At 56.6% G+C, this 25,619-nt stretch carries 21 protein-coding genes; 5 read left to right on the forward strand and 16 right to left on the reverse strand.

Annotation, left to right across the window (positions count from 1 at the left end; translation table 11 throughout):
• Positions 1–44 precede the first annotated feature (44 nt).
• The 3 genes from clpB to H7A51_01995 all read left to right on the forward strand — a co-directional run bounded on the left by clpB (position 45) and on the right by H7A51_01995 (position 4,757).
• Positions 45–2,639 carry an ATP-dependent chaperone ClpB gene (gene clpB, locus H7A51_01985; protein ID MCP5534984.1) on the forward strand — a complete coding sequence of 865 codons (2,595 nt, stop codon included), beginning with the start codon at positions 45–47 and terminating at the stop codon, positions 2,637–2,639.
• 391 nt (positions 2,640–3,030) lie between these two features.
• A complete protein-coding gene (locus H7A51_01990; protein MCP5534985.1) occupies positions 3,031–4,077 on the forward strand; it encodes a hypothetical protein in 1,047 nt (348 codons plus the stop codon).
• 86 nt (positions 4,078–4,163) lie between these two features.
• Positions 4,164–4,757: a hypothetical protein gene (locus tag H7A51_01995; GenBank protein MCP5534986.1), complete on the forward strand. Its 594-nt coding sequence runs from the start codon at positions 4,164–4,166 to the stop codon at positions 4,755–4,757.
• A 22-nt stretch (positions 4,758–4,779) separates the two neighbouring features.
• On the opposite strand, the gene gatA is transcribed toward H7A51_01995, so the two are convergent.
• From gatA to H7A51_02075, 16 genes are all read right to left on the reverse strand, one after another.
• Entirely contained in the window at positions 4,780–6,207 is a 1,428-nt protein-coding gene (gatA, locus tag H7A51_02000) for an Asp-tRNA(Asn)/Glu-tRNA(Gln) amidotransferase subunit GatA (GenBank protein MCP5534987.1), read from the reverse strand.
• 105 nt (positions 6,208–6,312) lie between these two features.
• Entirely contained in the window at positions 6,313–6,603 is a 291-nt protein-coding gene (gene gatC / locus H7A51_02005; GenBank protein ID MCP5534988.1) for an Asp-tRNA(Asn)/Glu-tRNA(Gln) amidotransferase subunit GatC, read from the reverse strand.
• Positions 6,604–6,665: 62 nt separating this feature from the next.
• Complete coding sequence (locus H7A51_02010; protein MCP5534989.1) at positions 6,666–7,055, reverse strand: hypothetical protein; 390 nt, start codon at positions 7,053–7,055, stop codon at positions 6,666–6,668.
• Positions 7,056–7,352: 297 nt separating this feature from the next.
• Positions 7,353–7,709 (reverse strand): hypothetical protein, encoded by a 357-nt coding sequence (locus H7A51_02015; GenBank protein MCP5534990.1) that lies wholly within the window; start codon positions 7,707–7,709, stop codon positions 7,353–7,355.
• A gap of 27 nt (positions 7,710–7,736) precedes the next feature.
• Entirely contained in the window at positions 7,737–8,378 is a 642-nt protein-coding gene (locus H7A51_02020; protein ID MCP5534991.1) for a hypothetical protein, read from the reverse strand.
• 555 nt (positions 8,379–8,933) lie between these two features.
• On the reverse strand, positions 8,934–9,887 hold the full coding sequence (locus tag H7A51_02025) for a homoserine kinase (GenBank protein ID MCP5534992.1): 954 nt from the start codon (positions 9,885–9,887) through the stop codon (positions 8,934–8,936).
• A gap of 99 nt (positions 9,888–9,986) precedes the next feature.
• Complete coding sequence (locus tag H7A51_02030) at positions 9,987–10,817, reverse strand: amidohydrolase family protein (GenBank protein ID MCP5534993.1); 831 nt, start codon at positions 10,815–10,817, stop codon at positions 9,987–9,989.
• 39 nt (positions 10,818–10,856) lie between these two features.
• A complete protein-coding gene (locus H7A51_02035; protein MCP5534994.1) occupies positions 10,857–12,407 on the reverse strand; it encodes an AMP-binding protein in 1,551 nt (516 codons plus the stop codon).
• Positions 12,404–13,351 (reverse strand): GNAT family N-acetyltransferase, encoded by a 948-nt coding sequence (locus tag H7A51_02040; protein MCP5534995.1) that lies wholly within the window; start codon positions 13,349–13,351, stop codon positions 12,404–12,406. Before H7A51_02040 ends, H7A51_02035 begins: the two co-directional genes overlap by 4 nt.
• Positions 13,348–14,646 (reverse strand): hypothetical protein, encoded by a 1,299-nt coding sequence (locus tag H7A51_02045; GenBank protein ID MCP5534996.1) that lies wholly within the window; start codon positions 14,644–14,646, stop codon positions 13,348–13,350. The genes H7A51_02040 and H7A51_02045 overlap by 4 nt, the downstream gene beginning before the upstream one ends.
• Before the next feature lie 5 nt (positions 14,647–14,651).
• Positions 14,652–15,743 carry a DUF3419 family protein gene (locus H7A51_02050; protein ID MCP5534997.1) on the reverse strand — a complete coding sequence of 364 codons (1,092 nt, stop codon included), beginning with the start codon at positions 15,741–15,743 and terminating at the stop codon, positions 14,652–14,654.
• Positions 15,744–15,762: 19 nt separating this feature from the next.
• Positions 15,763–16,644, reverse strand: a complete 882-nt coding sequence (locus tag H7A51_02055; protein MCP5534998.1) for an SdiA-regulated domain-containing protein — start codon at positions 16,642–16,644, stop codon at positions 15,763–15,765.
• Between the two features lie 31 nt (positions 16,645–16,675).
• Positions 16,676–19,198, reverse strand: a complete 2,523-nt coding sequence (locus H7A51_02060; protein ID MCP5534999.1) for a phosphoenolpyruvate synthase — start codon at positions 19,196–19,198, stop codon at positions 16,676–16,678.
• Between the two features lies 1 nt (position 19,199).
• Positions 19,200–20,078: a UbiA family prenyltransferase gene (locus H7A51_02065; GenBank protein MCP5535000.1), complete on the reverse strand. Its 879-nt coding sequence runs from the start codon at positions 20,076–20,078 to the stop codon at positions 19,200–19,202.
• A gap of 74 nt (positions 20,079–20,152) precedes the next feature.
• On the reverse strand, positions 20,153–21,409 hold the full coding sequence (locus tag H7A51_02070; GenBank protein MCP5535001.1) for a hydroxymethylglutaryl-CoA reductase: 1,257 nt from the start codon (positions 21,407–21,409) through the stop codon (positions 20,153–20,155).
• A 115-nt stretch (positions 21,410–21,524) separates the two neighbouring features.
• A complete protein-coding gene (locus H7A51_02075; GenBank protein ID MCP5535002.1) occupies positions 21,525–23,339 on the reverse strand; it encodes an APC family permease in 1,815 nt (604 codons plus the stop codon).
• Between the two features lie 184 nt (positions 23,340–23,523).
• On the opposite strand from H7A51_02075, the gene H7A51_02080 reads away from it, so the two are divergent.
• Complete coding sequence (locus tag H7A51_02080) at positions 23,524–24,468, forward strand: AEC family transporter (protein MCP5535003.1); 945 nt, start codon at positions 23,524–23,526, stop codon at positions 24,466–24,468.
• A gap of 75 nt (positions 24,469–24,543) precedes the next feature.
• Positions 24,544–25,614, forward strand: a complete 1,071-nt coding sequence (locus tag H7A51_02085) for a succinylglutamate desuccinylase/aspartoacylase family protein (protein MCP5535004.1) — start codon at positions 24,544–24,546, stop codon at positions 25,612–25,614.
• Positions 25,615–25,619 lie beyond the last annotated feature (5 nt).

The following is a 25,619-nucleotide window of genomic DNA, read 5'->3' on the forward strand; positions in this document are numbered from 1 at the left end:
TAACAAAAAACCTCTTGCAGAATAAAAATCTACTCTTATCCAATATCATGGGACTCGATAAAATAACCACCAAATTCCAGGAGGCTCTTCAGGCCGCCCAGCAGCTTGCCTCACGCTCGGCTCATGCGGAGTTGAAGAGCCTGCATGTGTTGCTTGCCCTGCTTCAGCAGGACGGCGGGATCATCGTGCCTATACTCGAAAAGGCGGGTGCCGATGTCACCCGGCTCAAGGCTGGTGCACTCACGGCTCTTGAGCGTGAACCCAGTATCAAGGGTGCCGCTGCCCAGCCCCAGATGAGCTATGGCTTGCGGGCCAGTCTCGATGCAGCCGACAAAATACGTGAGCAGATGGGCGACGATTTCCTGAGTGTTGAGCACTTTCTGTTAGGATTGCTTGATTCGGACTCTCCGGCAGGAAAAATCCTCAAGGACGCAGGGCTTGATCGCAAGGCCGCGGACAAGGCTCTCAAGGAGATCCGTGGCAGCCACAAAGTGACCGACCAGGACCCGGAAGGAAAGTACCAGGCCTTGGAAAAATACGGCACCGACCTCACCGCCAAGGCGCGTGCGGGTAAAATCGACCCGGTGATCGGTCGCGATGAGGAAATCCGCCGCATCATGCAGGTGCTTTCCCGCCGGACCAAAAACAACCCCGTCCTGATCGGGGAGCCTGGCACGGGTAAAACCGCCATCGTCGAGGGGCTTGCCCGACGTATCATCAGCGGCGATGTGCCCGACTCGATGAAAAACAAACGTCTCATCGCCATGGATCTCGGCGGCATGATTGCCGGCGCCAAGTACCGGGGGGAATTCGAGGACCGACTGAAGGCATTCCTCAAGGAGGTCACCGAATCCGAGGGGGAGATCATTCTGTTTATAGACGAGCTCCACACCATCGTCGGTGCCGGGGCCAGTGAAGGTGCTGTGGACGCCTCTAACTTGCTCAAGCCGCAACTCGCCCGCGGTGAGCTGCATACCATTGGTGCCACCACCTTGGATGAATACCGCAAATACATCGAAAAGGACGCAGCTCTCGAACGCCGGTTCCAGCCGGTCCGGTGTGACGAGCCAAGCGTGGAAAGCACCGTGGCCATTCTCCGCGGTTTGAAGGAGCGCTACGAAGTCCACCATGGTGTTAGAATCAAGGACAGTGCCATCGTGGCTGCGGCACATCTATCAGATCGGTATATCACGGATCGTTTTCTCCCCGACAAAGCGGTCGATCTCATGGATGAGGCCGCATCACGCTTGAAAATCGAACTCGACTCGATGCCAACCGAGATTGACCAGATCGAGCGCCAGGTCATGCAGCTGGAAATGGAGCGTCAGGCACTGGAAAAGGAAAGCGATGATGCCAGTGCCGTGCGTCTGGAAAAGGTCCGCGAGGAAATGGCGAACCTGAAAGAGGAATCCGCCACCCTCATGGCACGCTGGAGGAATGAGAAGGATGTCATCGATGTCGTTCGTACCGCCCAGGAGCGTATCGACGAACTCAAGACCGAAGCCGAGCAAGCCCAGCGCCTTGGCGATCTGAACCGGGCCTCCGAGATCACCTACGGTAGTATTCCGCAGGCGGAAAAGGAACTCGCGGACGCCCATGCCAAGCTTGCCCAGCTCCAGGGAGACGCGCGGATCCTCAAGGAGGAGGTTACCGAGGAAGACATTGCCCAGGTGATTTCGACCTGGACCGGTATCCCCGTGTCCCGGCTCCAGGAGGGTGAACGTCAGAAGCTGGTCAAAATGGAACAGCGTATCGGCAAACGTGTGATTGGACAGCAAGACGCCATCGCGGCGGTCTCCAATGCCGTGCGCCGCGCCCGCGCCGGACTCCAGGATGAAAACCGCCCCATCGGTTCCTTTCTGTTCCTCGGCCCCACCGGAGTCGGAAAAACGGAGCTCTCCAAGGCACTCGCCGAATTTCTCTTCGATGACGAACACGCAATGGTCCGGATCGATATGTCCGAGTACATGGAAAAACACAACGTGGCCCGCCTCATCGGAGCACCTCCCGGATACGTCGGCTACGAGGAAGGCGGACAACTCAGCGAGCATGTTAGAAGGCACCCCTACTCGGTGGTTCTGTTTGATGAAATCGAAAAAGCGCATCCGGATATCTTCAACGTCCTGCTGCAAGTGCTGGATGATGGCCGGATTACCGATGGCCAGGGCCGCACCGTCGATTTCCGTAACACCGTGCTGATCATGACCTCTAACATCGGTAGCCAGTTCATCATGGATGAGGAAAATGCCGAGCAGCGCGAGGCGAAGGTCACCGAGGCTTTACGCGGCCATTTCCGTCCCGAGTTCCTGAACCGTGTCGATGAAACAGTCATCTTTGACCGCCTTAATCGTCAGGAACTCACTGAAATCGTCGGACTCCAGCTTGAGCGGGTGCGTCAGCGCCTTGCCAAGCAGGGGATCGGACTGGCGCTCTCCGCCGAGGCCAAGGAATTCATGGCCAACCAGGGATACGATCCCGTCTATGGAGCGCGTCCGCTGAAGCGGGCCATTCAGAAACACCTGCTCGACCCGTTGAGCCTGGAAGTTCTCGAAGGGAAATTCCAGGACGGCGATGTGATCCTCGCCGATGTGGCGGATGGGGAGGTCGTCTTTCAGAAGGATGCCGCAAGCTCCCGGTAGTCTGGCATGGCGGTTGGTTTTCGAGTGCCATCATTGAACAGAAGCTGCATGGCCCGTCTGGTGGGGTGGAAGGTGATGGAGTGGTGCCTTATTTTAAAATTTATTTTGAACATATCTTGATTTCTTATTGTCTATGACCGTGGAACTCATATACTGTGTTACGCGGACGCGGAGAGCATGTTGAAATGCTGTCGGCCCCGTGTGACTATCCATGACAAACAGAAAACGGACAGGATAGAAAACGGATCATGGCTGGATGGGTGTTTGATAGCGGTAGCAATACTGCCGGACATCTGTGCAATGCAGGATCCCCGGTTTCCTAACCGTGATTACACTGCAACAATTACCCCCGACAATTACCCCCGACTTACCAACCATCCCCCCAAAGAACATGTCTCAACAAGGAATTTTCAGTATCGCCCCTGACTCTCGCGGGGGGAATGCCTCCGCTTCACGCCCTGTCAACGGAGGTAGCAACGGCAGCCCCTTTACGGCTGTCTCCAATGCATCACCGCAACACTCGCCCTTTACAAGTGTCAATGGGGACTCTCCCTTCCAACAAACCCAGCGCAGTCAAGCCGATGAGCAAGGGCGTGGTGGTATCCCCCAGCCTCGTCCCGAGGGACAACCTCCTGCGCTTGGTGGTGGTATGGCCGAGGCCGAAGCCCCCACGCGGGCCTCGACGGGTGCCAATATATTTGAAGCCGTCCGCAATAACGCCGTTCACCAAGACACCGCTGGCGGACCATTCCAGATGAATGGTTTCCCCGAGCAACGAGGTAATCAGGTGATGGAGGCAGCCCCGGTGGCAGCCTCGCATGAAGCCTCGCCCTTTATTGCGGTTCAGGATGCCCGGCCCGACTTTGAGGCGGCCAAGGCCCATCTTGAACCCCAGCAGGACTTTGCCGCAGTTCCACCGCGGTACACACAAGAGCAAGCCCCGCCCCAACAGGCGCAGCCGATGTACAGCCCTCAACCTGCGCAGCAACCCGTACCACAAGGACAACAGGCCCAACCTGCGGCCGCCGCGCCAGCACCTACACTGACGCCTGTAGCAACAGCGGCCATGGCCAGGAGCACTGGTGGTGGCGTGGGGGTGGCACCGGCATTCCAGCAGCTTGAGCTTCGAGCCATCTTTGGTGTGGATCATTTGCTGGATACCTACGAAATCCTTCAGCGTGCGCGGACCTTGCCGGGTATTCGGAATGTGGCCATTGTGGGGGCTAACGAAGCGACTGCGCTCTCCAATTTCCGGCAGGCGATGCAGGGGATGGGCTTTGGTGATTCCAATGCCATGAAGCTGAATTCCAGTGGTGGATCCGTTGATTTCATCAGTGAAGGTGAGACCACCATCGCTGTGCTGCTAGAGGGGTCCTATGCCCCCGGCGTGCAGGAAACCCTGATAATCGTGGCTCGCGAGATCGGCAAGCTTGCTTGATTTTCCAAGGCCCCCGTGGAACCGCGATGGCTCGTGATTCCTGGGGGCTTTTTCTCGATGCATTCACTGACACCTAACACTAGATCATGGCAAAGTGGGCAACTGAATCCGGTGAGGTGGGTATCAAGGTGGCTGTGATAGGGCAGCCCGGATCAGGAAAGGGGAGTATCGTCCGGCAGTTGGCCAATTTCCACGGGCAGTCAGCGGTTCGCACCGGCACGGTTTCAGAGGCCGAGGTGATCCGGACCGAGTTTATCTGGCCGGACCCCTTGCCCGATGGCCCGTTTGTCAGGGTCAGGGTGTTTGCGCTTTCCGGAAGGCCATGCCATCAGGCGGCGGAACAGCTTTTGTTGGTGGATAGCGATGCCCTGGTGTTTGTGGTCGACTGTGATCCAAGCTACATCGCGGAAAGCAGGGATTGTCTGATTTCTCTGATGGCCAACGCAAAGCATGTTGGCCTCAATTGGGCGGAAACGGTCACGGTGATGCAGTATAACAGGGCCGAGAGGTATCCCCAGCTGAAGCCTCACGAGCTGGATGCATGGCTTGGGATCGTCAACGGCAAGGTGGCGCGCTTTATTACCTCGTCCAATGATGGCGAAAACCTGGGGGTCGCTGTCAATGAGGCTGTCCAGAAGGTGATATCCCGTCTGAGTGCGAAGCTCAACAAGTCGGAGTAGGTTCTTGCTAGGATGTTAGGTCCTAATCCATAAGCTCGGTTGCCCGGGCGACTTGAAGTATGGTTTGCTCACCCATGTGGGGGCCGAGGATTTGCAGGCCTACGGGTAGCGTGGTGCCGGTTTCAGTGGCCACCCTGCCGCAGGGGACACTGATGCCGCAGATGCCGGCCAGGTTGGCGGAAAGGGTGTAGATGTCAGCGAGGTACTGCTGTAGAGGGTTGTCCTTGTCGGCACCTAACAATGGAGCGACACTGGGCGCGACAGGAGAGAGGATGGCGTCCACGGTTTGATAGGCATTTTGAAAATCCTGGCGTATCAGTGTCCGTACCTTTTGCGCTCGGTTGTAGTAGGCGTCATAATAGCCGGACGACAATACATAGGTGCCGAGAATAATGCGGCGTTTGACTTCCGGGCCAAACCCTTGCTCCCGGCTGAGTCGGTAGAGCTCAAGGATGTCGTCAGGCTTTTCAACGCGATTGCCGTAACGGACGCCGTCGAAGCGGGACAGGTTGGACGAGGCTTCGGCTGGCGCGATGATGTAGTAGGTGGCCACATTATAGGCGGTGTGAGGAAGTGAAATCTCCACCAGTTCCGCACCTGCCGACTCGAGACCTGCTATCGCTTTGTCCACCAGCTCGCGCACCGCGGGGTCGATCCCCTCGCCAAAGTACTCCCTGGGTAACCCGAGTTTCATACCGGCCACTCCATGGTCGAGCCCCTGGGTGAAATCGGGCACCTCCTGTTGCAGGGACGTCGAATCTGAGGTGTCGTATCCGCAAATGGCATTGAGCATCAACGCGGCGTCTTCAACGTTTTGCGTGATCGGGCCAATCTGGTCGAGCGATGAGGCAAAGGCCACCAGTCCATAACGCGAGACCCGGCCGTAGGAGGGTTTGAGCCCCACCACACCACAGTGGCTGGCTGGCTGGCGGATCGATCCTCCGGTATCAGAGCCCAGTGCCGCAATGGCAGTGTGTGAGGCAACGGCTGCGGCTGAGCCGCCGGATGAACCGCCGGGCGCGCGTGTCGGGTCGTGCGGGTTGACGGTTGTTGCCAGGGCGGAGTTCTCGGTGGTCGAGCCCATCGCAAACTCATCCATGTTGGCGCGGCCAAAGGGGATGGCACCCGCTTTGCGGAGTCGGCTGATGACGGTGGCATCGTAAGGTGCCGTGTAGGCACCGGCGAGGAACTTGGAGCCACAAGTGCAGGGTTGCCCCTTGACGTTGATGTTGTCCTTGATTGCGATGGGGATGCCCCCGAGCGGCAGGCTCAGGTCTGCGGAGCTGGCTTCTTGTTTCGCCGCCTCCAGGTCGTAAGAAAGGTAGGCACCGATGTCGCCGTTTGTTGCGTCAATGGCACCGGCAAGGGAGTCAAGGATGTCGCCCGGCTGAATCTCACCCGAGGTGAGTTGCTTGCGGAGGGTGGAAATGCTTTGGGATGTTAGGGACATGGAGGGGTCAGGGGTCAGGGGTCAGGGGTCAGGGGTCAGGGGTCAGGGGTCAGGGGTCAGGGGTCAGGGGTCAGGGGTCAGGGGTCAGGGGTCAGGGGTCAGGGGTCAGGGGTCTACGACTTTGGGGACACGGATTTGGCCGAGAGCACTTTCGGGGGCGTTACGAAGAAGGTCGGCCTGGCCCAGGCCCGGACGGGAAAGGTCCTCTCGAAGCCGGTCAAACACCGGCGAGGCATGGGCTGTGGGCTCGATGCCCTCGACATCCACGTCCTTGAGTGCCTCGATGTAACCGAGTATGGCGTCCAGTTGCCCTTGGAAAGTATCACATTCCTGGTCGTTGAGTTCGATGCGTGCCAGGTTTGCAACGTATCGGACATCCATGTGTGCATTGCTCATGCGGGGAAGCTGCATGGATGCCGGGATAATTTCAAGCCCTGATGCACACTCACTGTGTCAGGCTATCTCCGGGTCTTGGTGGTGCTGAATGGTTCGCCACAGTAAGGGCAGCGGTAGGCTCTACCGAGAACGGTCGAAGTGGCTATTCCAAGCCGGTAGCTGACGCCCAGTGTCTGAACAGCCTTCTGATGCCTGCGGCAGCCGGTATTCACCCACAGCCTTCCCATGCACAGTGGACATTTCCATGAGTAACTTAAAATAAAAAACAGGAAAATGGAAACAACCCAGACGGTCATGATGGCAGCTCCCGTCCAGATCCAGTCTTTATTGTGGATGATCAGGCCGGCACCGACAAAAACCAAGCCTGCCATGGCCAGGATGATATTCAAGAGGAAATGGCATGCTCCAAGCCTGAGTGAGCGTAACGACTGGGGAGACTGTTGGCGATGCATGGACGGGAAAAAGGTTTTGTGGCAGTTCTTGAAATTCTCAAATCCACAACCTGCGGACACACTGTCGTCCTACGACGAGTGGATCCAGCGGCTATTCATTGATGTTAGAGATGTGGCGGCTATGCCAATTCTCAGACAAGGCTGAAGAGCAAAACGTCACACACATATCCCGATCAAAGAAAAAACGTTGTGGTGATGATGTCTAGCCAAAAAGACAGTGCATCCGCAGAAGAATGCCTACACCCCCCCTTTGTATGGGGGGAGAAAAGCGTAGTCGACGAACTACTTCACCGAAAATTACTGCAGAGCCTGGAAAATCCACAGTCCGACAGCCAGGATCGCAAGAACCAGAAGAAAGAGGAGAAAGCCGCTTTTCGCCTGGTTGCGTTTTTCGTTTTTTAACTCTCCGCGGGTAAGTTTGCCCATGAAGGCCTCCTCACGCAGGATCCGCTCGACCTCCGATGGCGGTGGCAGGGTGCGCATACGCTCCTCCATGGCTAGGCGTTCACGTTCCGGAGCGTGCTCAACGAAGTCTTTTAACCTGGCGATCTTATCCTGCAGCTCTTGCTCGCGCGCGCTCAGGGAATCAAAATCGGGCCCGGTAGGGACGCTGACGTCCTTATGGTTTCCGTGCATCGTCATGGTGTGGCTCATGGATCAAAACAGAGTAAAGAAGGTGGCTTACTTCAGAAAATAGATTATCAGCGCGATGGCTCCGAGTAATACCACAGGAAGATTAAAGGCAAAACCGTTGCGCAGCATGGTGGCGAAATCGCTCTCACCAGAAGAGCTGTTACTGGGTCTTTTGGATTTGCCGCCGCCGAAGATGGAAGCGCTGCGGCTTCCTGAGAAGTGGGCTACGGCTTGCTCATATTCATCCTCGGCGAGGTCGAGCACCGAGATGGCACGGGCGAGGTCCTGGCGCAGGCTCTCATTATTCCAGCCATCCGGGTTGAGCTGGTTGATTTTTTCCAGATGATCGGCAAAACAGATCCTGGCCTGCTCAAGCTCGTCGAGTTCCTGCCGGGTCGCAAATATCTCCCGGTCCAGGGCCGTCACGGCGGTGGTGAGGGTTTCGTGCAGTTCGACCTGACCGTGGAGAAAATCCTCCTTGGCCTCGTTGATCTCCTGCAGCTCTCTTTTCTGGCGTTCCACCTCAGCTTGTTGCTTCTGGAGTTGCTCAATCTGGGATTGCGCTTCCTGGAGTTTGCCGGTGAAGTCCTCGGCCAGAGGGTTGGCTCCGCCCACAGAGCCCCGGGTGTTCATTTCCATCTGGGTGGATCGGACGTTGATGTGCTGTTTGCGAGTAGTTGTGGTAGACATATAAGGGAGGACTGGTTTTAACTGGCGAGATTGTAGTGAAAAACCATGAGGCTGGCCAGATAATAGTTAATAATTCTTGACAATAAACCTGATCCTCATTTGACGCGCGGCCAGCTGGTCGAATGGGCTGTATCACAGCCAGGAGAAACGTGGAAACCGGACAGCGATGTGAATAACTTTCACCGAAGGTCCGGCGATGCTGCAGGGAGTGGTGAGGATAAACAGGAAAGAGACCTAACTGACTGAAAATGGATGATTTCCAAAGGGTGGTTCGGTCGTGTTGAATATCATATTATACAGACCTAACTGATGCTGGTTTGGTTGCATGAGTCTAGCAGCTAATACCGTTAAATACTGGGTTTGAGAGGGTTGTGGGAGATGGGTATGAGCGTCTGGCAGGCTGGTTGGATACCGGTAAATTTCCAAACGAGAGCAGGAAAAACGCTCACCCAAGCCGATTTCCGGCCACTCTGTCCAATGCGCCCATCGTAATGTGAATAACCTGGCAGTAAGTGGCCGGTGTTGTCAAAAACTCCAGAGGCGATGTCAATTCCCTTACTGGTTCGGGATGACGTGAACCCCTTCGTTATTGATCGGGGAGACGTAACACTGGTTGCCGAGATTGATTTTGTTGAACACCTCGGAAATGGCCTTGCCGGCGCGTCGTGCTGTTTCCTCTCCCTCGCAGAGGGCAAAGACACTGGGTCCGGCTCCCGAAATGGAGAACCCGAGTGCTCCCTGGGCCATGGCGGCGCGTTTGGCGTTATAGAACTGGGGGATGAGCTTTTGCCGCCGGGGTTCTGCAATCACATCGTGGATGGATCTTCCGATCATGGCGTAGTCCTCCTGGATCAGGCCACAGATCAGTCCGCCGAGATTGCCGATCTGCTGGGTGGCGTTGACCATCGGGATTTCCGTGGGCAGGATTTCACGGGCCACCTTGGTAAGGATCTCCATGTCCGGGTGGACGACCGCGGCCCAGAGGTTTTTCGGGACCGGGAGCTGGGCGATATCGAGCTCCTGGTTCGAACGGATAAAAACGATACCACCGAGCAGGCTGGGACCGACGTTGTCAGCGTGCCAGGCTCCATCGGCGCTGGCTTCCCCCTGCATGGCAAAGGGCAGGAGCTGCTGTTTGGCAAGGGGTTCGCCGATGAGTTTGTTCACGGCGTAAACGCCGGCGACGGCAGAGGCGGCGGAGGAGCCGAGACCACTGCCAAAGGGCATTTTCTTATGGATTTCCAGCTCGATCCCGCGGTCGCTCATACCGAGGTGGCGGAGGAGGTCGAGAGCGGCCACGCCGGCGGTGTTTTTTTCGGGCGTCTTGGGAAGCTTGCCGTCATCGCCGGTGATTTGGGTGATGCGCAGCCCCGGCTTGTCGGAGTGGCGGGCGACGACTTCATCACCCGGGGCCTGGATGGCAAATCCGAGCACGTCAAAGCCACACGCGACGTTGGCGACGGTAGCAGGGGCAAATACGCGGACTTCTTTTGGGGCATCGGTGGTCATGGCGCGGTTTTCTTAGTGGAGCCGGAGTGATTTGGCGAGGCAAAGAGGTGTCATGCAGAAGAAACGATCCGTCTGCACTCCGAGGCTCTCGGCAATCGATCATAGCTTGTAAAAGCCGATGGCCGTTTCCCGTTGGATGGCCTCCTTCTCGTTGCCACTGAGTGCATAAATCAAGTCGTCCACGATGTTGAGCCAGGCGGGGTAGGTTGTGTTCAGTTTGCAAACCGGCCAGTTCGAGCCATACATGAGGCGTTCGGCTCCAAAGGCATTCAGGATGACGTCGAAATAGGGTCTGAACACGCCGGAGTCCCATGGGCCTGACGCCACCTGGGTGGTGAGACCTGAGAGTTTGCAGTAAACGTGTGGCCTGCGCGCAAGCTCCCTGATATGGCGCGCCCACGGGGTGGGAAACGAGCCGGGGCGAATCGTCGGGCAGCCGCAGTGATTGAGAACCATCCTTTGGTCTGGATGCCGGTCGGCAAATGCGATGGCTGCGGGAAGTTGGTCTTCGGAAACAAAGAGGTCAAAGGCCAGGTCCTGACGGGTCAGCTCGTGGACCCCGTAATCGAAATCCGGGTTGTCGAGAAACTGTTCGTTGCGGGTTCCGCTGATCATTTCCCTGATTCCTTTGAGCAGGGGTTCGTGGATGTACTGGTCGAGAAAGACACGGAGTTCTGACGAATCGAGTGGTGCCCAGCCGACGACACCCGCGACCAGGTCGTCGGATTTTTTCGCCTGCTCGATCAGATAGCGGTTCTCCCGGTCAGTGCGTCTGGCTTGTATGGAGACCACCTGGTCGATTCCGCTGAACTCCAGATCATCCTCGAAACCGGCGATTTGGTGGTCGTGCCGAAGGACATCCATGCCCGGCTTGATCCATGGGAAATCATCGGGTTTGTATTTCCAAAAGTGGTGGTGGGAGTCGATCACGTGCCAGAATGCTAGAAAACAGCGGGTAGAGCACAAGTGTTATGTTGCGTCCGTGCTGGACAGGAGCTGTCGCAGCGCGGGGTAATCGATCTTGGCATTGTGGCGCTTGTCGACCGGGATATGTGGGATGACCGTTACTTTTTCGACCCCGAGATGAGAGAGCCTCGCCAGAAGGTCACCTTGCTGGCTGGTATTGATCGCGCCTTCAACAAAGAGCGTGATGGTTTCCCGGTGGTCAACGAGGGCACAGCGCTCGACGCCAGGGTAGCTCATGGTGGCGCACTCGATGCCGAAGGGGTAGGTGGGTGCCCTGCCGCTTCGTTGGATCGCAGCCGAGCACCGCCCGACCAGCCAGAGCCTTCCCGATGTGTCCTGCCACGCGGCGTCACCCGTCCGGTGCCAAACCTCGTCACCGACTTTGATTTTGCTCTCTTCATCGCCCTTGCCGTGGAGGTATCCCTTGAGCACGTGGTCGCCGGTCACGGTGATCTCACCGATTTCGCCACAGGGGAGTTCAAGCGCATTCAACGCGGCAGTGGACATGGGGGCGATCGGCTTGCCCGTTTGATCGGGGATGATTTTCAATTGTGTGGCACTGACCGGCTTGCCCACCAGGAGGCCCTTGCCTTCTAACATTTGTTTGTGGTCTTCTGCAGAGGTGTCCTGCCAGCGGATGTGTGCGATGGGTTCAGCCTCGGTGGAGCCAAAGACGGTGACCACTTCCATCTCGGGCCGGGCGGATTGGATGTGATCCAGTAAAACGGGAAACACCGGCGCACCTCCGGTGTAGATGGTTTTAAACCTGGGCAGTTGATGGTCCCGGAAAAGCTTGGTGAAAAAGGCGGGCGATGCGGCACAGCGACTTACCCGGTGTGTCTCGCACTGCCTGGCAATGGCCGCCGAATCGGCCCGCGCGGGAAAACGCAAATCCGTGTCAGCCAGCACGGATGTGAGGCCGGACGCTAAATTGGCCAGGGTGAAAACAGGCAGCGTCACAAGGTCGACTTCGCCTTCGATGTAGTCAAGTGATTCAGCAAGTGCCTTGTGCTGGGCAAGAAGAAAGCCATGGGTTCTGCAGGCGGCCTTGGGCGTGCCGGTGCTGCCACTGGTGAAGGTGATCAACGCGGGCGACTCATCAGTCGAGTCAACCGGGGGCACAGGGTGTGATTTTTCGGCCTTCCATTTCCGGCTGCCCGGCACCCATCCAGAGCTATGATAGAGACAGCGGATACGCCGGATCTCCGGAATGGTCATACGCAGCAGGTGGGCTTGACAGGTTCCGATGAATGCCGTCGGTTGATGCAGTGAGAGGCTGTTGCGCATCATCGGCCTACCTGCCGACGGGTCGATAAACATGACGGTGAGGCCGGCGTGAAAGGCAGCAAGAAGGCTGATATAGAGCGGGATGCCGACGGGTTGAAGAATCAATACCGTGTCGTCCGGCCCGAGCCCGTCGCTACACAGTTGCCGGGACGCTCCGCATACGTGGGCATAGAGTTCCCCGTAGGTCATCGATGCGTCGGCATCAACCAGGGCGACCCGTTCCGGGTGCTTGTGGGCACGCTCAGCGAGGTGGTTGACGAGGTTCATGGGGAGGGAAATGATTTGACCATCAGGGCGTAGCGACGGAAGACGCTGGCCTTGAACCGCTGGCTGATCCTCAGCGAGCTGTTACTCTCGTATTGCAACGCATGGATGGCTTCCGTGTAACCCTTGTCGCGGGCGATTTGTTGGGCCTTGGCCACGAGCACCGTGCCAACTCCCGACAGTGACCGGTCGGGAAGTGCCGCGAGGGTCTTGATGATAACGGACGGCTTCTTGCCAAGCTGGTGGGCAATCAGATCCGGCATACAGAATACGTATCCCATCAAACCTCCGTCACGTTCGGCGAGGATGACCATGTCCGGATCAATGTGTTCGCGCGTTGACATGTATTTCCCGACAAATGCAGCCTTCGACAACGGGGTGTAGAGGAAATTACTTGAGAAACTTATCAGGCTGAGATCGAAGATGGCGGTGAGGTCTTGGGCAAAGGCATCGGGGTTGATGCTGCGGAAGGTGACACCATTTTTTCCGAGGCGTGATGCCATGGATGCGTAGTCTTTTTGCGGTATTGTTAGATCGATGGTCGATGATGAATACCGGGAGAGAACGGAAAACCCGGTAGCGGCGAATGTGTTGAAAAAATACCCGGGCTCCACCGGTTCCATGAAAAAGGGATCGCGGCCGTTTGACTCGATCACCAAACGGTGCTGGAGCCACGTGTTGCCATTCATCGGGCCAACCACGGTGCGGCACTGATGGTGTTGATGGAGGTAGCTTGCACAGTCGGATAAAAACCTGGAGGCGTCAGCAGAATCATCAAGCCGGCAGCCTCCGATGGTTCCGATGGGGTGGTTTCCGTGGATGGGGGTGTGGTTAAACCACAGCCCGGCCAGGTAGGAGCCGGTGCTGGCTATCAGGTCGGCGCCTTGGGCGAAAAGCTCCCTGTGCGTATCCGTTAGGTTTGATGATGTGGGTTTGTGTAGATTCATAAGACAACGGGCAGCATGGCAACGATGGAAAAAATGGCGGCGAGGATGCCGAGCTGGAGCCAGTGGCTATATACTTGATCGTCGGGGCCGCTTCTCCAGTAAAAGTAGAACCTCGCCAGCGGTAGTCCTAACAGGATCGTGGGGAGGTAATGAACAGGCGCGATATCGAGCATGAGGGCGGGCGCAAGCACGGCAAGCGACAGGATAAACCCGGTCAGTAGCGATGCCTTTTCACGGTACATGTGTTTCTGGGTTCCGGTGTGCAGCATGTAAATGACCAGGGAGAGCGTGCAAATAAACCCGAACTGGGCGACGGGGTAATCGATGATTTCTCCCCGCCCGAGTGTCAGCCAGAATAGCGAGGGGATGGCGATCACGATGATGACATCGATCGAATGAGTGACCACATACTCCGCAGGCATGCGGTGTTGGGCCATGATGTGGCGTGCAAAGAGCATCAGTGCCGCCAGCAGGCAGGGTACACCACCCAGGGTGAATGCCGAAAACCCGAACAGCATCGCGGTAAGGATGGCACCGCCGTCGAAGGTATGTTTCCGGTGGGTCGCCAGCAGTAAACCCAGGAGCGCCATCAGCACAACGGAGCGTAGAAAAATCACATGGTCTTCCAAGCCAATGTAGTAATCGAGCAGAAGGTAAGCACCAAGGGGGATGAGCAAATTATCAAGCCCGTGCCCCGACGCTCCCTCAACAGCCATGGTAAACAGGGATATGGTGAGGGAGAGAAAAAGAATCAGACCGATCGATAAGTCGGCAAAGAAATACAAGGGCAAGGCGATACAGAGAAAAGCCGTGACGAAAAACGCCAGAGACCCCTCCAGACTCTTGGTGGCTGCGGTGGTTTGATACATTTTTTTTCCATACCTGGTTCCCGCCAAAGCACCTGCCGTGTCTGCCAAGGTAAGCAGCAGTAGGGCGATGGCGTAAAGGATCGGCTTGTCCCAGCCGATGGTAAATAGCCATGCCACCGCCAGAGGAAAAAGCAGCTCGCCGATCGAGAGCCGTTCAACGGAAAAAAGGGCCGGGCCAAGTGACCTGCGCAATTTTGTAAGCCGGACCACGAGTAAGGTGAGTATGGCGATCCCGGCCATTACCTGGACAGCCAGGATGGAATCGAACAGCCAAGGAAAACAGAGGCACAGCAATCCCATACCGACGTGTACGGCCTTGCGCGCCATTTCCCCCGACAACTTCCCGCTTTTGACTCCCAGGCTCGATAGTAGGATGATGCCCCCAAGGCATGCCAACGTAATCAATATGGAGATGGCCGGGTGCATGCGTGTTAGATGGTTTCCTCAACAACGAAGGCCGAGTAGAAAAAGGCCTTGTCTTGATCGAAAAGTGCAGCGCTTAGCTCCGGAAGCGGTTTGATGGACTGCGCCAGGTGTTCGGGTCGGGACCGTGGTGCGAGCATGTTCCAGTAGGCAAGGCGGGCGCCCCTGTGGCTATGGGCATCAATGCTGCGAAGCAGGGCTCCGGTATTCTCCCCGGACATGTATTCAAAGATGTCACTCAGGTTATAAGCTCCGAACGGCTCTTGCGCATCGGCCAGGACAGCTTCCAGCGGGCGGGGGTCGATGGTGACTTTGTCGAGCTTCGCACGGATGATGGAATAGTTCTCCTGGCGTAAGGCATGGGGCAAACGCTCTCCATACCGCCCGGTGAGTATCCAGTTCAGGTAGGGGTTTTGAGAGGGGTCGAGAGTGACGAGGGCGTGCCGGGTACGGGTGAGAATACGGTCGGCCACCGATCCTTCCACGTATTTGAAAAATGCGGGGTCGCGTCCGAGTCGACCCATGACAAAGCGGGAAAAGAAGACCTTGAACAGGAGCCTCCATCGCCATGTGTTCCATGTTTGCTGGTAAAAGCTTTCCCGCGCATCCCGGCCTTTCTGCCCGAGCAGTGCACCTACGGTTTTACGGGAATGGACGAGAGGTAACATTTTTTCACGAAACAAGGTGAAGTAGCTTTCAAACTTACCAACCCGACCGAATCCGTCGCGGATGTGATCCTGGAAATGGCTCCAGTATTGCCGGGTTGTCTCATCGAGCTGCGTTGCGCACCGTTGATAGAGGTCGATGCGATTCCCTTCCCGTTCGCCAAGGAGTGTAAGAAATTCATCATGTTCGAGCACCTGATAGGCCGCGATACGGAGTTTGATACAGGCGATTTGAGCCGGGTTCATCTCGGAGATGGTGACATGGGTGGCACCGGCTGCGAGGAGGGAAAACGAGTTGTCACCTGCGGAGCCGATGCTGACACAGTGCCGGCCTTGCGGCTCCAGCGCCCTGATCAGGATGTCGGCATCCTCCCAGCAATTCGCATACCGGACTTTGGTGAAATCGGCGTGTTGCTGGATCTCGGATTGGGTCATACGGATGATGTTGTTTTTTCTACGGCTTGCGTCGCTTGATGATACCACCCGAGTCCTGGGCGAGATACATGTTGCCGGCATCGTCGAAGGCAATGCCTTCCTGGTCACGACCCGGCAACGGGGCTGTCCGTATCAGCTTGCGACTGGCAGCATACTCAAGAAAGGTATTTTTATGATCGCTGATGGCATACAGCCGCCCACTCCGTTGGTCGTAGTGCAGTCCGGCAATATCGCCTACAGGGGGGATGATTTCCCCGACGATGCGTGATGCCCCGCCTGTGCGTACCGGGATTTCCACAAAGAAAATCCCCTTTTCATCCTGCGGGTTGCCTGTGCCACCCTGGTTGGAGACACAGAAAATCCCTCCCTGGGGGTGTCGTGGATCGGGGATGAAGGTGATGCCTTCAACCCCGTTACCACCCGCCGCCATCACCGTCCGTCCACGGTATGTCCTGGGAATACTGAACCGGCGCATGGTCGCAAACGTTTCCGGATGGATCTCGATGATTTGATCAGAGCCCTCGGTGACACCATAGAGTAATCCCGATGACGGGATGGTGGTGATGCCCTCAAAGTTGGCACCCGGGATATGGCGGAAGTTGACCTGTGAGCCGTCCGTCCGGAACTCGGCAATGTCACCATTGTCTCCCACAGCAAACAAGGTTCTGCGCTTGGCATGCCAACAGATGCCGGAAGGCTCATTGAGTCTTCCCCGGCCAAAGGTGCCCGTGCCGTAGGTGGGCGGATTCAGGGCGCCAAGCCCCTTTTTCTGCAGGAAATCACCGACGTGCCGGGAGGATGCGATTTTGTCGTAGGGGATTTCCGCACAGGTGGCAAGCAGGGCTGTTAGGGAAAGGGCTCCCAGGAACTTGGGTTTGTGGAAGAGGGAGGTGTTTTTCATGGATAGATGGGGGTATGTTCTGGACAGTATCCTATTTTTCACCCGATGCATCGAGAATTTTAATTTCCCCTGTGCTGCCATTCATTTCGACAAGGTCACCGGTCTTTAACAGGGTGGTGACGCTGCGAATGGAAACAATGCAGGGGAGCTGGAGTTCCCGGGCGACAATGGCGGAGTGGGAGAGTAACGAACCGCGCTCGACTAACAAGCCGGAGGCGGCGGGAAACAGCACCACCCAGCCGGGGTCGGTTTGTTGGGCCACGAGGATCTCTCCTTCCTGAAGTGTGGCATTACGTGGATCGGTGACTACGCGCACGGGGCCACGGACGATACCAGGACAGGCACCCGTGCCGTGGAGTTGTTCTCCATCGTGGGGTTCGTCTGAAGTTGTGGGCGTAAAAAACGGATAGAGGTCGAGTGGTCCACGGGTTTCAAACCGGTCCGGTGGGGGAGTCTTGAAGGTCGATTGTTGATGCCGGCGTTCGTGACAGATGGATAGATAATTGATGGATTCCTCAGCCACCGGGTAAGCATTCATGACTTCGGTGATGGTGAGGAAAAAGACATCCTCCGGGGCGTCGAGACGGTTGTCGTGGTGCAGACGCTTGCCAAGTTCGACGATGATTTGCCGGACCCGGCCAAACAAGCGTGTGCGCTCGAAACGAAGGTTCTCGCGGTCGCGCACGCGGTTTTTGGCATTTTCTAACACCCATGGGAACAGCCTGCGTTTGACGCCGCTCAGCTTCTTAGTGGGGTCATCGGCAGGTACAGGATCCGGTGCTGTGGTGCTCTGGCCTTTGTTGATACGGACGGCCATCACACCGATACCGGTGAGCAATGATTGAGGGTTGTCGCTGACGGTTGGGGACTCCAGTTTAAGCTCTTCAAGACAACGGTCGCCGAAGTCGGTTAAGTAGTTTTCATACAGCTGATGGATAGATTCATAACCACGGAGTGCGGTGAGTTTTTTGTCGGGTTCACATTCCGGGTCGGCAAGCAGCCTGGTGAGTTCATCATGGCTTGCCACAAGTTCTGCCATGGCTTTGATGCGCCGTGGTGGTTCGGCGCTGATGATGTCGCCAGCATCGAGTAAGAGGGTGTTTTGCAATGAGGCGTCACCGAGCCATTTTTCACAAAGCGACTTCAGCAGGCCGTAAAAAATCATGGCAAAGAAGTCGTTGATCAGCGGTGCGTCCCAGCGTTTGAGAAGCTGGGATTCAAGCTCTTGGTAATGGGCCGTGAGTTCCTCGCCACGCATCCCGGTGAGTGCTTTCCCGGGGGAGCCAAGCGCTGTGTTTAGGCGAAGGTAAAATGCATCAATCTGTTTTTGCAGCGAGCGGTGGTTTCTGATCAGGCCGAGGCAGGTCCTGACCAGTGCCCAGCAGTCCTTGACCTTGGATGTCCGCGTTTTCTTGAGGATAGCCTGCACCACCTCGTCGGGCATCGGCTCTTTGACCCCCATCATTTGCTCCATAAACGACCGGTTGACGGAGAAGCCTGGAAGCATGGCCAGCACATGGTACCAGCTGTTCAGGTTGTAATACACATGGCCATGGATGTGACCGAGCATCTGCGGGAATACATCATCGTTATCCATGATCCGCTGCCTGGGCACTGAGAGTAATTTGCAAAACTCCCGGTAAACATGCTCGTAAGCACGCTCGGCAAAGGAGAATGTCATCGGCGAAGTAATCCCCGAGTAACTTTCCGCAATGTTGCTGTTGTCCCACACCGTCAGCGGCGCATCGGGGTCGGGGATGTGCGCAAGTGTGGTGATCGGCCGACTCTGGAGCAGGTAGAGTTTTCCTCCTTCCATCGCCCACTCGATATCCTGCGGGCAACCAAAGTGGTCGGCACACATCCTGGCCAGGTTGGCAACGGCGATCACCTGCGCGTCGTTCAGGCACGGGATATCCTGTTTTTCAACAGCTACCTCAGTGCGTTTGACCCCCTCTTCTGTGAGTGGGTCGGCAGTGTGCTGATGGGTCTTCCGGGCGATATTCCGATCGAGGATCTGATAGTCCTTGTCGACCGACCATGTATCCGCATCGGCTTCACCTGAGACAATCGCGCTGCCCGTCCCCCAAAGGCCGGAGACGATAGCGTGGTCCCTCTTTCCCGTCACGGGATCAGCACTGAATGCGACCCCGCTGACATCCGGTGTGAGCATCGCCTGGATCAGGGCGATGGGGCGGTGGGCAAGTGCAATTTGTCGGCTCGATTGATAGGTCTTCAAATGTGCACTCTGGTTGCTCTCCTGGACTTTCCTGATTTTCTCAAACAGATCGGGAAGTTCGACATAGAGGAAGGTATCGTATTGACCGGCAAAGGAGTGCTCAACGCCATCCTCACCACGGGCGGAAGACCGCACCGCAAACCTATTTGAGCCCAGCTTGCCGGCACAGCGGGTGATCTCATCGCGCAGTGAATCATCGAAGTCCGTGACCGCAAACCACGGAGGGATTTCGCAACCCACCCCGGTGAGTAGTGCCAGGGCTTTGGCTTTGCCGCCTAAGGCATCGAAGTGTTCGGATTGATGGGGATGGATAATCATATCAGTGTGCGAGCATGGGGATGATGCCAAGCGACAGGTAAAGTGCCAGGGTCCATACCCCGGCGATGAGTTCGAAGGTCCTGGATTCCGTTTTCTGATAGCCAACCACGTGGATAAGCGCCCAGACTAACAAGATGGTAAGCGTGACGAATACAGGGAGTGTGAACTGGATGATACTGGCCGCAACCGTGGCAAAGACACAGGTCGCCAGCAGACAGCCAAACCATACCCATGCGGCCCTTTGCAAGCCCCAAAGTTTGCTGTAGGTGGGAACGCCTTTTTCCTCGCCCGACGGCTGACGGAGTTTTCTTCCCAGCTCAATCACCAGGCCGTTGCAAAAGCTGGCGGCGAGGAAAAACCCCAAGCCGGCCCACGGCTTTTCCCCACTCGGAATCCAGTGACATGCCGTGGCGTAAAAATCGACAATCGGCATGATCAGCATGTGTGTCCACAGGTAGGTGATGGGGCGGGCCTTTAACCAGTCGCGGGCAAAAAACTCCACACTCATCAACGCGAGGTAGGTCCAGGCGATGGCGAGAACGATCACTAACAGGGGCGAATATACCAGTGCCAGAACGAGCTGGACGACGGCCCCCAGCGCAAACACAAGCCCAAGCTCGCGCAGCGTCACCAATCCCCGAGGCACGGCACGGTAGGGGCGATAAGTGGCATCCTCCTCAGCATCCTTGAACTCATCCGCAATACGTAACTGGAGGAAAAATACCAGACAGGTGACAAAGGCAACCACAAAGGCCGGCCACACAGGTGCCGTGCCAGTCAGCATCGATGAGTAAGCCACCGCACAGGAGCTGAAAGCTGCCACCAGAGGGCCGTGCTGGAAAATCGGGAATCGTTCTTTCTGGTAAGTCCACCAACGCATAACTGTGTTTTAACCGGGATGGGTGAATCTTGGAAAGCGATAATAGTTTTTACAACATCGACAAAACCAATAATCTATCGGGCCAGTTTATGGTGGGCTTTGGTGAAGTCTCCCGTGGCAAGCGCGGCGATGATGGAGAGTTCACCACCTAACAATAAACCGGCGCAGACTTCGGCGAGCGCGCCGCTGTGGCCTGATCCATGCAGTCCCATCAGTTCGAGGCAGGCTTTCTGACTCGGTAGCCCGGTGCCACCACCCACCGTGCCCACCATCACGCCGGGCAGGGTGACGGAGGCGTAGAGGCAGCCTTCCGCGGTTTCCTCGAAACGGGTCACCCCCATCGCGGATTCCGCGACACAGGCGGCATCCTGACCGGTGGCGATATAGAGCGCCGCCAGGCCATTGGCAAAGTGACCATGCACCCCCATGGTGCCACTTAGCACGCCACCTATCGCCGACATACGCCAGTAGTCGATGAGTTGCCGTGGTGTCGCGTGCACATATTTTTTCAACACCTCGGGGCTCAGCACCACTTCAGCAGTCACCTTGCGGCCGCGCGTGGTGGTGTATGCCTGGGAGCTGGCTTTTTTATCACCTGATAGATTGCCCTCGACGTAGAGATGCTGGATGGGGACCGGGCAGTTGTTTTCAATAAAATCGCACACCGCCTGCGTCGCGATGGTGACCATGTTCTGGCCCGACGCATCACCAGTGGTAAATTCAAAGTTCAAATAGACATGGTTGCCTTCCAGGGTGGTGCCGACATCGACCAGTTTGCCGTGCCCCGTCGTGCTGTTGGCTTCTTTTTGAAAATCCTCAAACGAATCCATCGCCCAGGCGACGAATTGCCCGGCGTTTCTCATCGAGTCAAAGGCAAAGGCCGGCGACCGGTTCAGCGCCTGATAGATCATCATCGAGGTGCAGCCGCCCGCTGCGGAAATCATACAGGCGCCCCGGTGGTAGCTGGCCACCAGTGCGGCCTCGGATGTTGCCAGCGGAAGGGGGAAATCGCCTTGGGCAAACAGTCCATTCACCCGCAGGGGGCCGGCGATTCCGATGGGGAGTTTGACCGTGCCGATGAAATTCTCAATATTGCCATCGAACTGCTCAAGACGTTCACGGGTCCACGGGTCGAGGATATCGGGGTGGGGGGCTTCACCGATGGCTTTCCAGAGCTTCTGGGTCCGCTTCTCGGTGACCTTGGAGTTGGGGAAGTAGGGTTTGACCGGTGGCTCGAACTTCGGCTCCAGCTGTTTTACCAGGGATTCGATGTCATTGTTATCAAGCAATGATTTCAGATGAAGCGATGTGAGCGATCTTTTGCCAGCCATGGCTCCAATCTAGCGGGTCAGCTGTGATGGTCAAGTGGGGAGGTGGCCGATAAACAAGCGATATGAACGCAATGCCCACGCTATCACAAAGAATTCGAGATGGGGGGCTGTCCACTCAGATGATCAGCCTGACCCCGCCGAGGTCAGCAATGTGGTGGGACAGCTTGCCTGTGGGTGAGCCTATGAACATCAGGTTCGTCGGGATATTCCACTCCTTGGACAGTTTGGAAATCATCTCCGGACAGAACTCGCCATGTACAGATACAAACTCGATGTCGATTTCCGGGTAAACCTCGTCAAGAAATCGCAAGTGCTCGTCCAGTTGCTTGGGGATAGCCTGCTTGTCTTGATAGATATGCACAAATTTAACGCGCTCCGTGTGTTCATTCTCCAGGATGTAGAGCATCACGAGATTCAAATTGCGCAAGTGATCGCCACGGGTGAAAAAAACCAACTGCTGCGAGCGAATCTTGTGTAACAGGTTGTGTATCCACACATTCAGCCGGTGCGCCCTGCGTCCCGCCTTGGTGAGTCGCGCCGCCTCGGCATCCTCATTTTGAGCAATGGCCTCATGCTTCAGGCTCTTGACCCGTCGCCGGATTTCATCCACGAAAAACACCACCAGCTCCAGAATTTTCTCACGGGTCAGCATCACCGTGACGATCAGAACGGTGGGGACCAGATACTCAAGGAACACGACAAGATAGGATGCGTTCAGCCGGGCATTGCCCCAGATGGCGACCATCACCGCGGAAAGTGCCACCAACACCGTCAGGTAACTAGCACGGCTGGGCCGGGGCAGGTTCGCCCGCTTGATCTTCAATAATAAATTCCCAATGGCAAACAGAGCCATCACGGATAGGAAGGACAAGGTATAGACCGCAGCAAGCGACTTCAGGTCCCCCCTTGTAATCAGCAACACGGATACCGACAGTATAAAAAACGCGATGATGATTCGGTGAGAGGTTCCCCTGCTTGACTCCTTAAGCAGGAACTGTGGCAGACACCGGTCTAGCGTCATGCGTTTCACCAGTCCGGTCACGCCTACGTAGCTGGTCAAGGTAGCGCCGCTCAGCACCAGCACCGCGTCAATGCCGATCACCCACGCCAACCAGTCTCCGGCGGCCACCTCACCCACATGCGAGAGTAACGCCGTCTGGTAGACATCCCTGACCTCCGGTGTGGACACCAGGGCCAGTGCCAGAATCGCCATGCCGGGATTCAGCACGGTTACTGCAATCCACATATTTCGCAGTGTCTTGGGGAACACGCCGTCCTCCTGCTCCTCGACAAAGTTCGCAGAGGACTCGAACCCGGAAATGCCCAGCATCGCCGACGAGAATCCGAAGAACAACGCCAGCCAGAACCCGCCAGGTGCCGGTGTGCCCAGATTGTCCCACAACATCGCAGGTCCCACCATCAGCACGGTCCACAGGCCGAACACCATCAGCAGTGCCATCGAGGTCATGTGGAAAAGAAAGATCACCACCGCCAGCACCGCCGACTCGGTGATCCCGATGATCGAGAGGATCATGAAAAAAGCAAGCAGCCCCACCGTGGCCTGCATCACCGGTAGCCCGTGCCAGAGAGAGTGCAGGTAATGCATCGCCTCGTTGGCGGAAATCACCGCCGTTGCCATGTAGGAAAGGATGGTCAGGCAGGCCGCGATCGACGCCCGGTACTTACTCGTCGTGTTCAGCAACGCATTATACGCACCGCCGTTCAGAGGTAATGCCCCCACCACCTCGGCATAGACAGAGCGGAATAGGAAGAGTGTGCCCGCCACCAGCAGCAGGCAGACCGGAGCGAGTCGTCCAGCATAACCAATCGCCAGCGCGGAGACATAGAGACAGGATGAAGTGATGTCGTTACCGCAGATTGCCGTCGATGCCAGTTGTCCGAGGCGGGTGTGAGGTTTGTTTTCAGCCATGGGTAAAAACGTGGGAGTGGGAGGGAATGACACCACCCTAGCAAGCGTCGCCCCGTCCGCAAGTCACAATCCCGTCCGTCGTTCAGTCGCTGGATGTGGCATTCAAGTTCCATTGGGAAATGGAAATGAAAATCCTGTCATTGCTTGCGTGCCAAATGGTACGGGCTGTGTCTATCATCCCGCCATGCAAGAAAGTCTGCTGGTGCTTCAAGCTGCATTTCCCATCTACATCATTGTGGTGTTGGGTGCCATGTTGCGCAGAACCGCTGTACTCACACCGGAAATGGATAGGGGTATCATGACCATGACGGTGCAGTTGTTCATGCCGTGTCTGATTCTTGATAAAATGTTAGGTGCCGAAATCCTTCGTGATGCAGGCGTGGTTATCTCCGCTGCCAGTGTCGGCTTTGTCGTCATTGCCGTGGGCATGATGCTTGGTTATGGGGTTGGCCGGATCATGGGTCTGGAAATGGGTGGAGGGAGGCGGACCTTTGCCGTCAGCAGTGGCTTGCAGAATTTTGGCTACATCGCCCTGCCGCTGATGCTGTATGTCTTTCCGGATGATAACAATGTGTTGGCGGTACTGTTTACCCACAACCTCGGAGTTGAGTTGGCACTGTGGTCTGTTGGTCTGATGCTGATTTCTGGAAATTTCAAACCATCGTGGAGGGCCTTTCTCAAAGGTCCGATCATTGCGGTCATCATGGGGATCATTCTGGTGCAGACCCGGCTTGACCAACATGTGCCAAGCATCATCGGCAGGGTCTTCTCGATGCTGGGAGAGTGCGCTGTGCCGGTAGCTCTCCTGCTGGTGGGCACAACGCTTCACGATCTTGCCAGGAAGATGAAATTCGACTGGAAAATCTCCACAGGCGGCATCCTCGTCAGGCTTGCATTGGTGCCCTTTTTTATGCTGTGTCTCGCCAAATTCCTGCCACTCGCCACGGAGCTTAAACAAGTCCTTGTCATCCAGGCGGCGATGCCCGCCGGGATGTTTCCCATCCTGATGTCACGCCACTACGGAGGGCGCGCAGACGTTGCCATCCAGGTGGTTGTGGCAACGACCCTGGTGAGCCTGCTGACCATGCCGGTGATTGTCTACTGGGGGATGAAATGGCTGGGCTTGTAAGCGCGAAGTTATCCGGTCAAGACGATGATGAGCAGTTGACCCGTTTGATCCGGTAGGATTTAATGGTGCCTATCAATGAATACTCTCACGGTCAACGGCCAGGAAATCAAACGTGGTGAGCGCAAGCTCATCAGCCTTCCTGTAGGTATGCTTACAACCCATGAGCCTGTCACCATGCGGGCGTGGGTGATCCGGGGGAAAACAGAGGGGCCCACCTTGATGGTGACGGGGTGTATCCATGGCGACGAAATCAATGGGGCTGAAATCATCAGGCGATTAATCAATTCACCGAGCTTGAAAAAGAGTTTCAAGGGCACCTTGATTGCCGTGCCCATTGTGAACGTCCCTGCGTTTTCGAATAGATCCAGGTACCTGCCCGACCGTCGCGACTTAAACCGGCTCTTTCCCGGCTCCGCAAAAGGTTCGCTGGGGGGGCGACTCGCCCATGTGCTCACCACCGAGCTGCTTCCGCACTGCGATGTCGTGGTTGATTTTCACACAGGGGCAGTCAATCGCGCCAACCTGCCCCAGATCCGGGTAAGTCCGGATGACGAGGCGTCACTGGAGATCGCCAGGGCGTTTGGTTCACCGGTGACCTTGCAGGCCTCTGTCAGGGAGGGGTCCTTCCGGCATGTGTGCAACGAAGCGAACATCCCCGTGGTGTTGTATGAAAGTGGTGAGGCGTTACGTCTCGATACCGCGTCCATTCGCTTTGGTCAGCAAGGAATCCATGCCGTGATGCGCCATCTGGGGATGCTGCCAAGGCGCCCGGAGGCGGCGAAGAAACGTGCCAGGAATGCCGTGCTGTCTGAGAAAGGCCACTGGGAGCGTGCCCAAGTCGGTGGCGTGTTCACATCCCTTACCGCCCTGGGTAAGGCGGTGAATGTGGGTGATGTGTTAGGGTTTATTGCCGACCCCCTCGGAGATTACGAGGAGTTGGTCAAATCATCACAAAGTGGCATCCTGATCGGTCGCACCAATGAAGGCCAGGCCGACGAGGGTGACGCCTTGTTCCATATCGCCCTCGTAAAAAACCCCGACAGTGCGGAGAGGCGCATTGTCAAGTCGGGTGAAGGCTTGCCTGACATTGCAGCAAAAGACGACGACCACCCGGTGCACTACGATCCGTATACAGACGTCATCTGACAGCC

The organism is Akkermansiaceae bacterium, assembly GCA_024233115.1.
GTDB lineage: Bacteria > Verrucomicrobiota > Verrucomicrobiia > Verrucomicrobiales > Akkermansiaceae > Oceaniferula.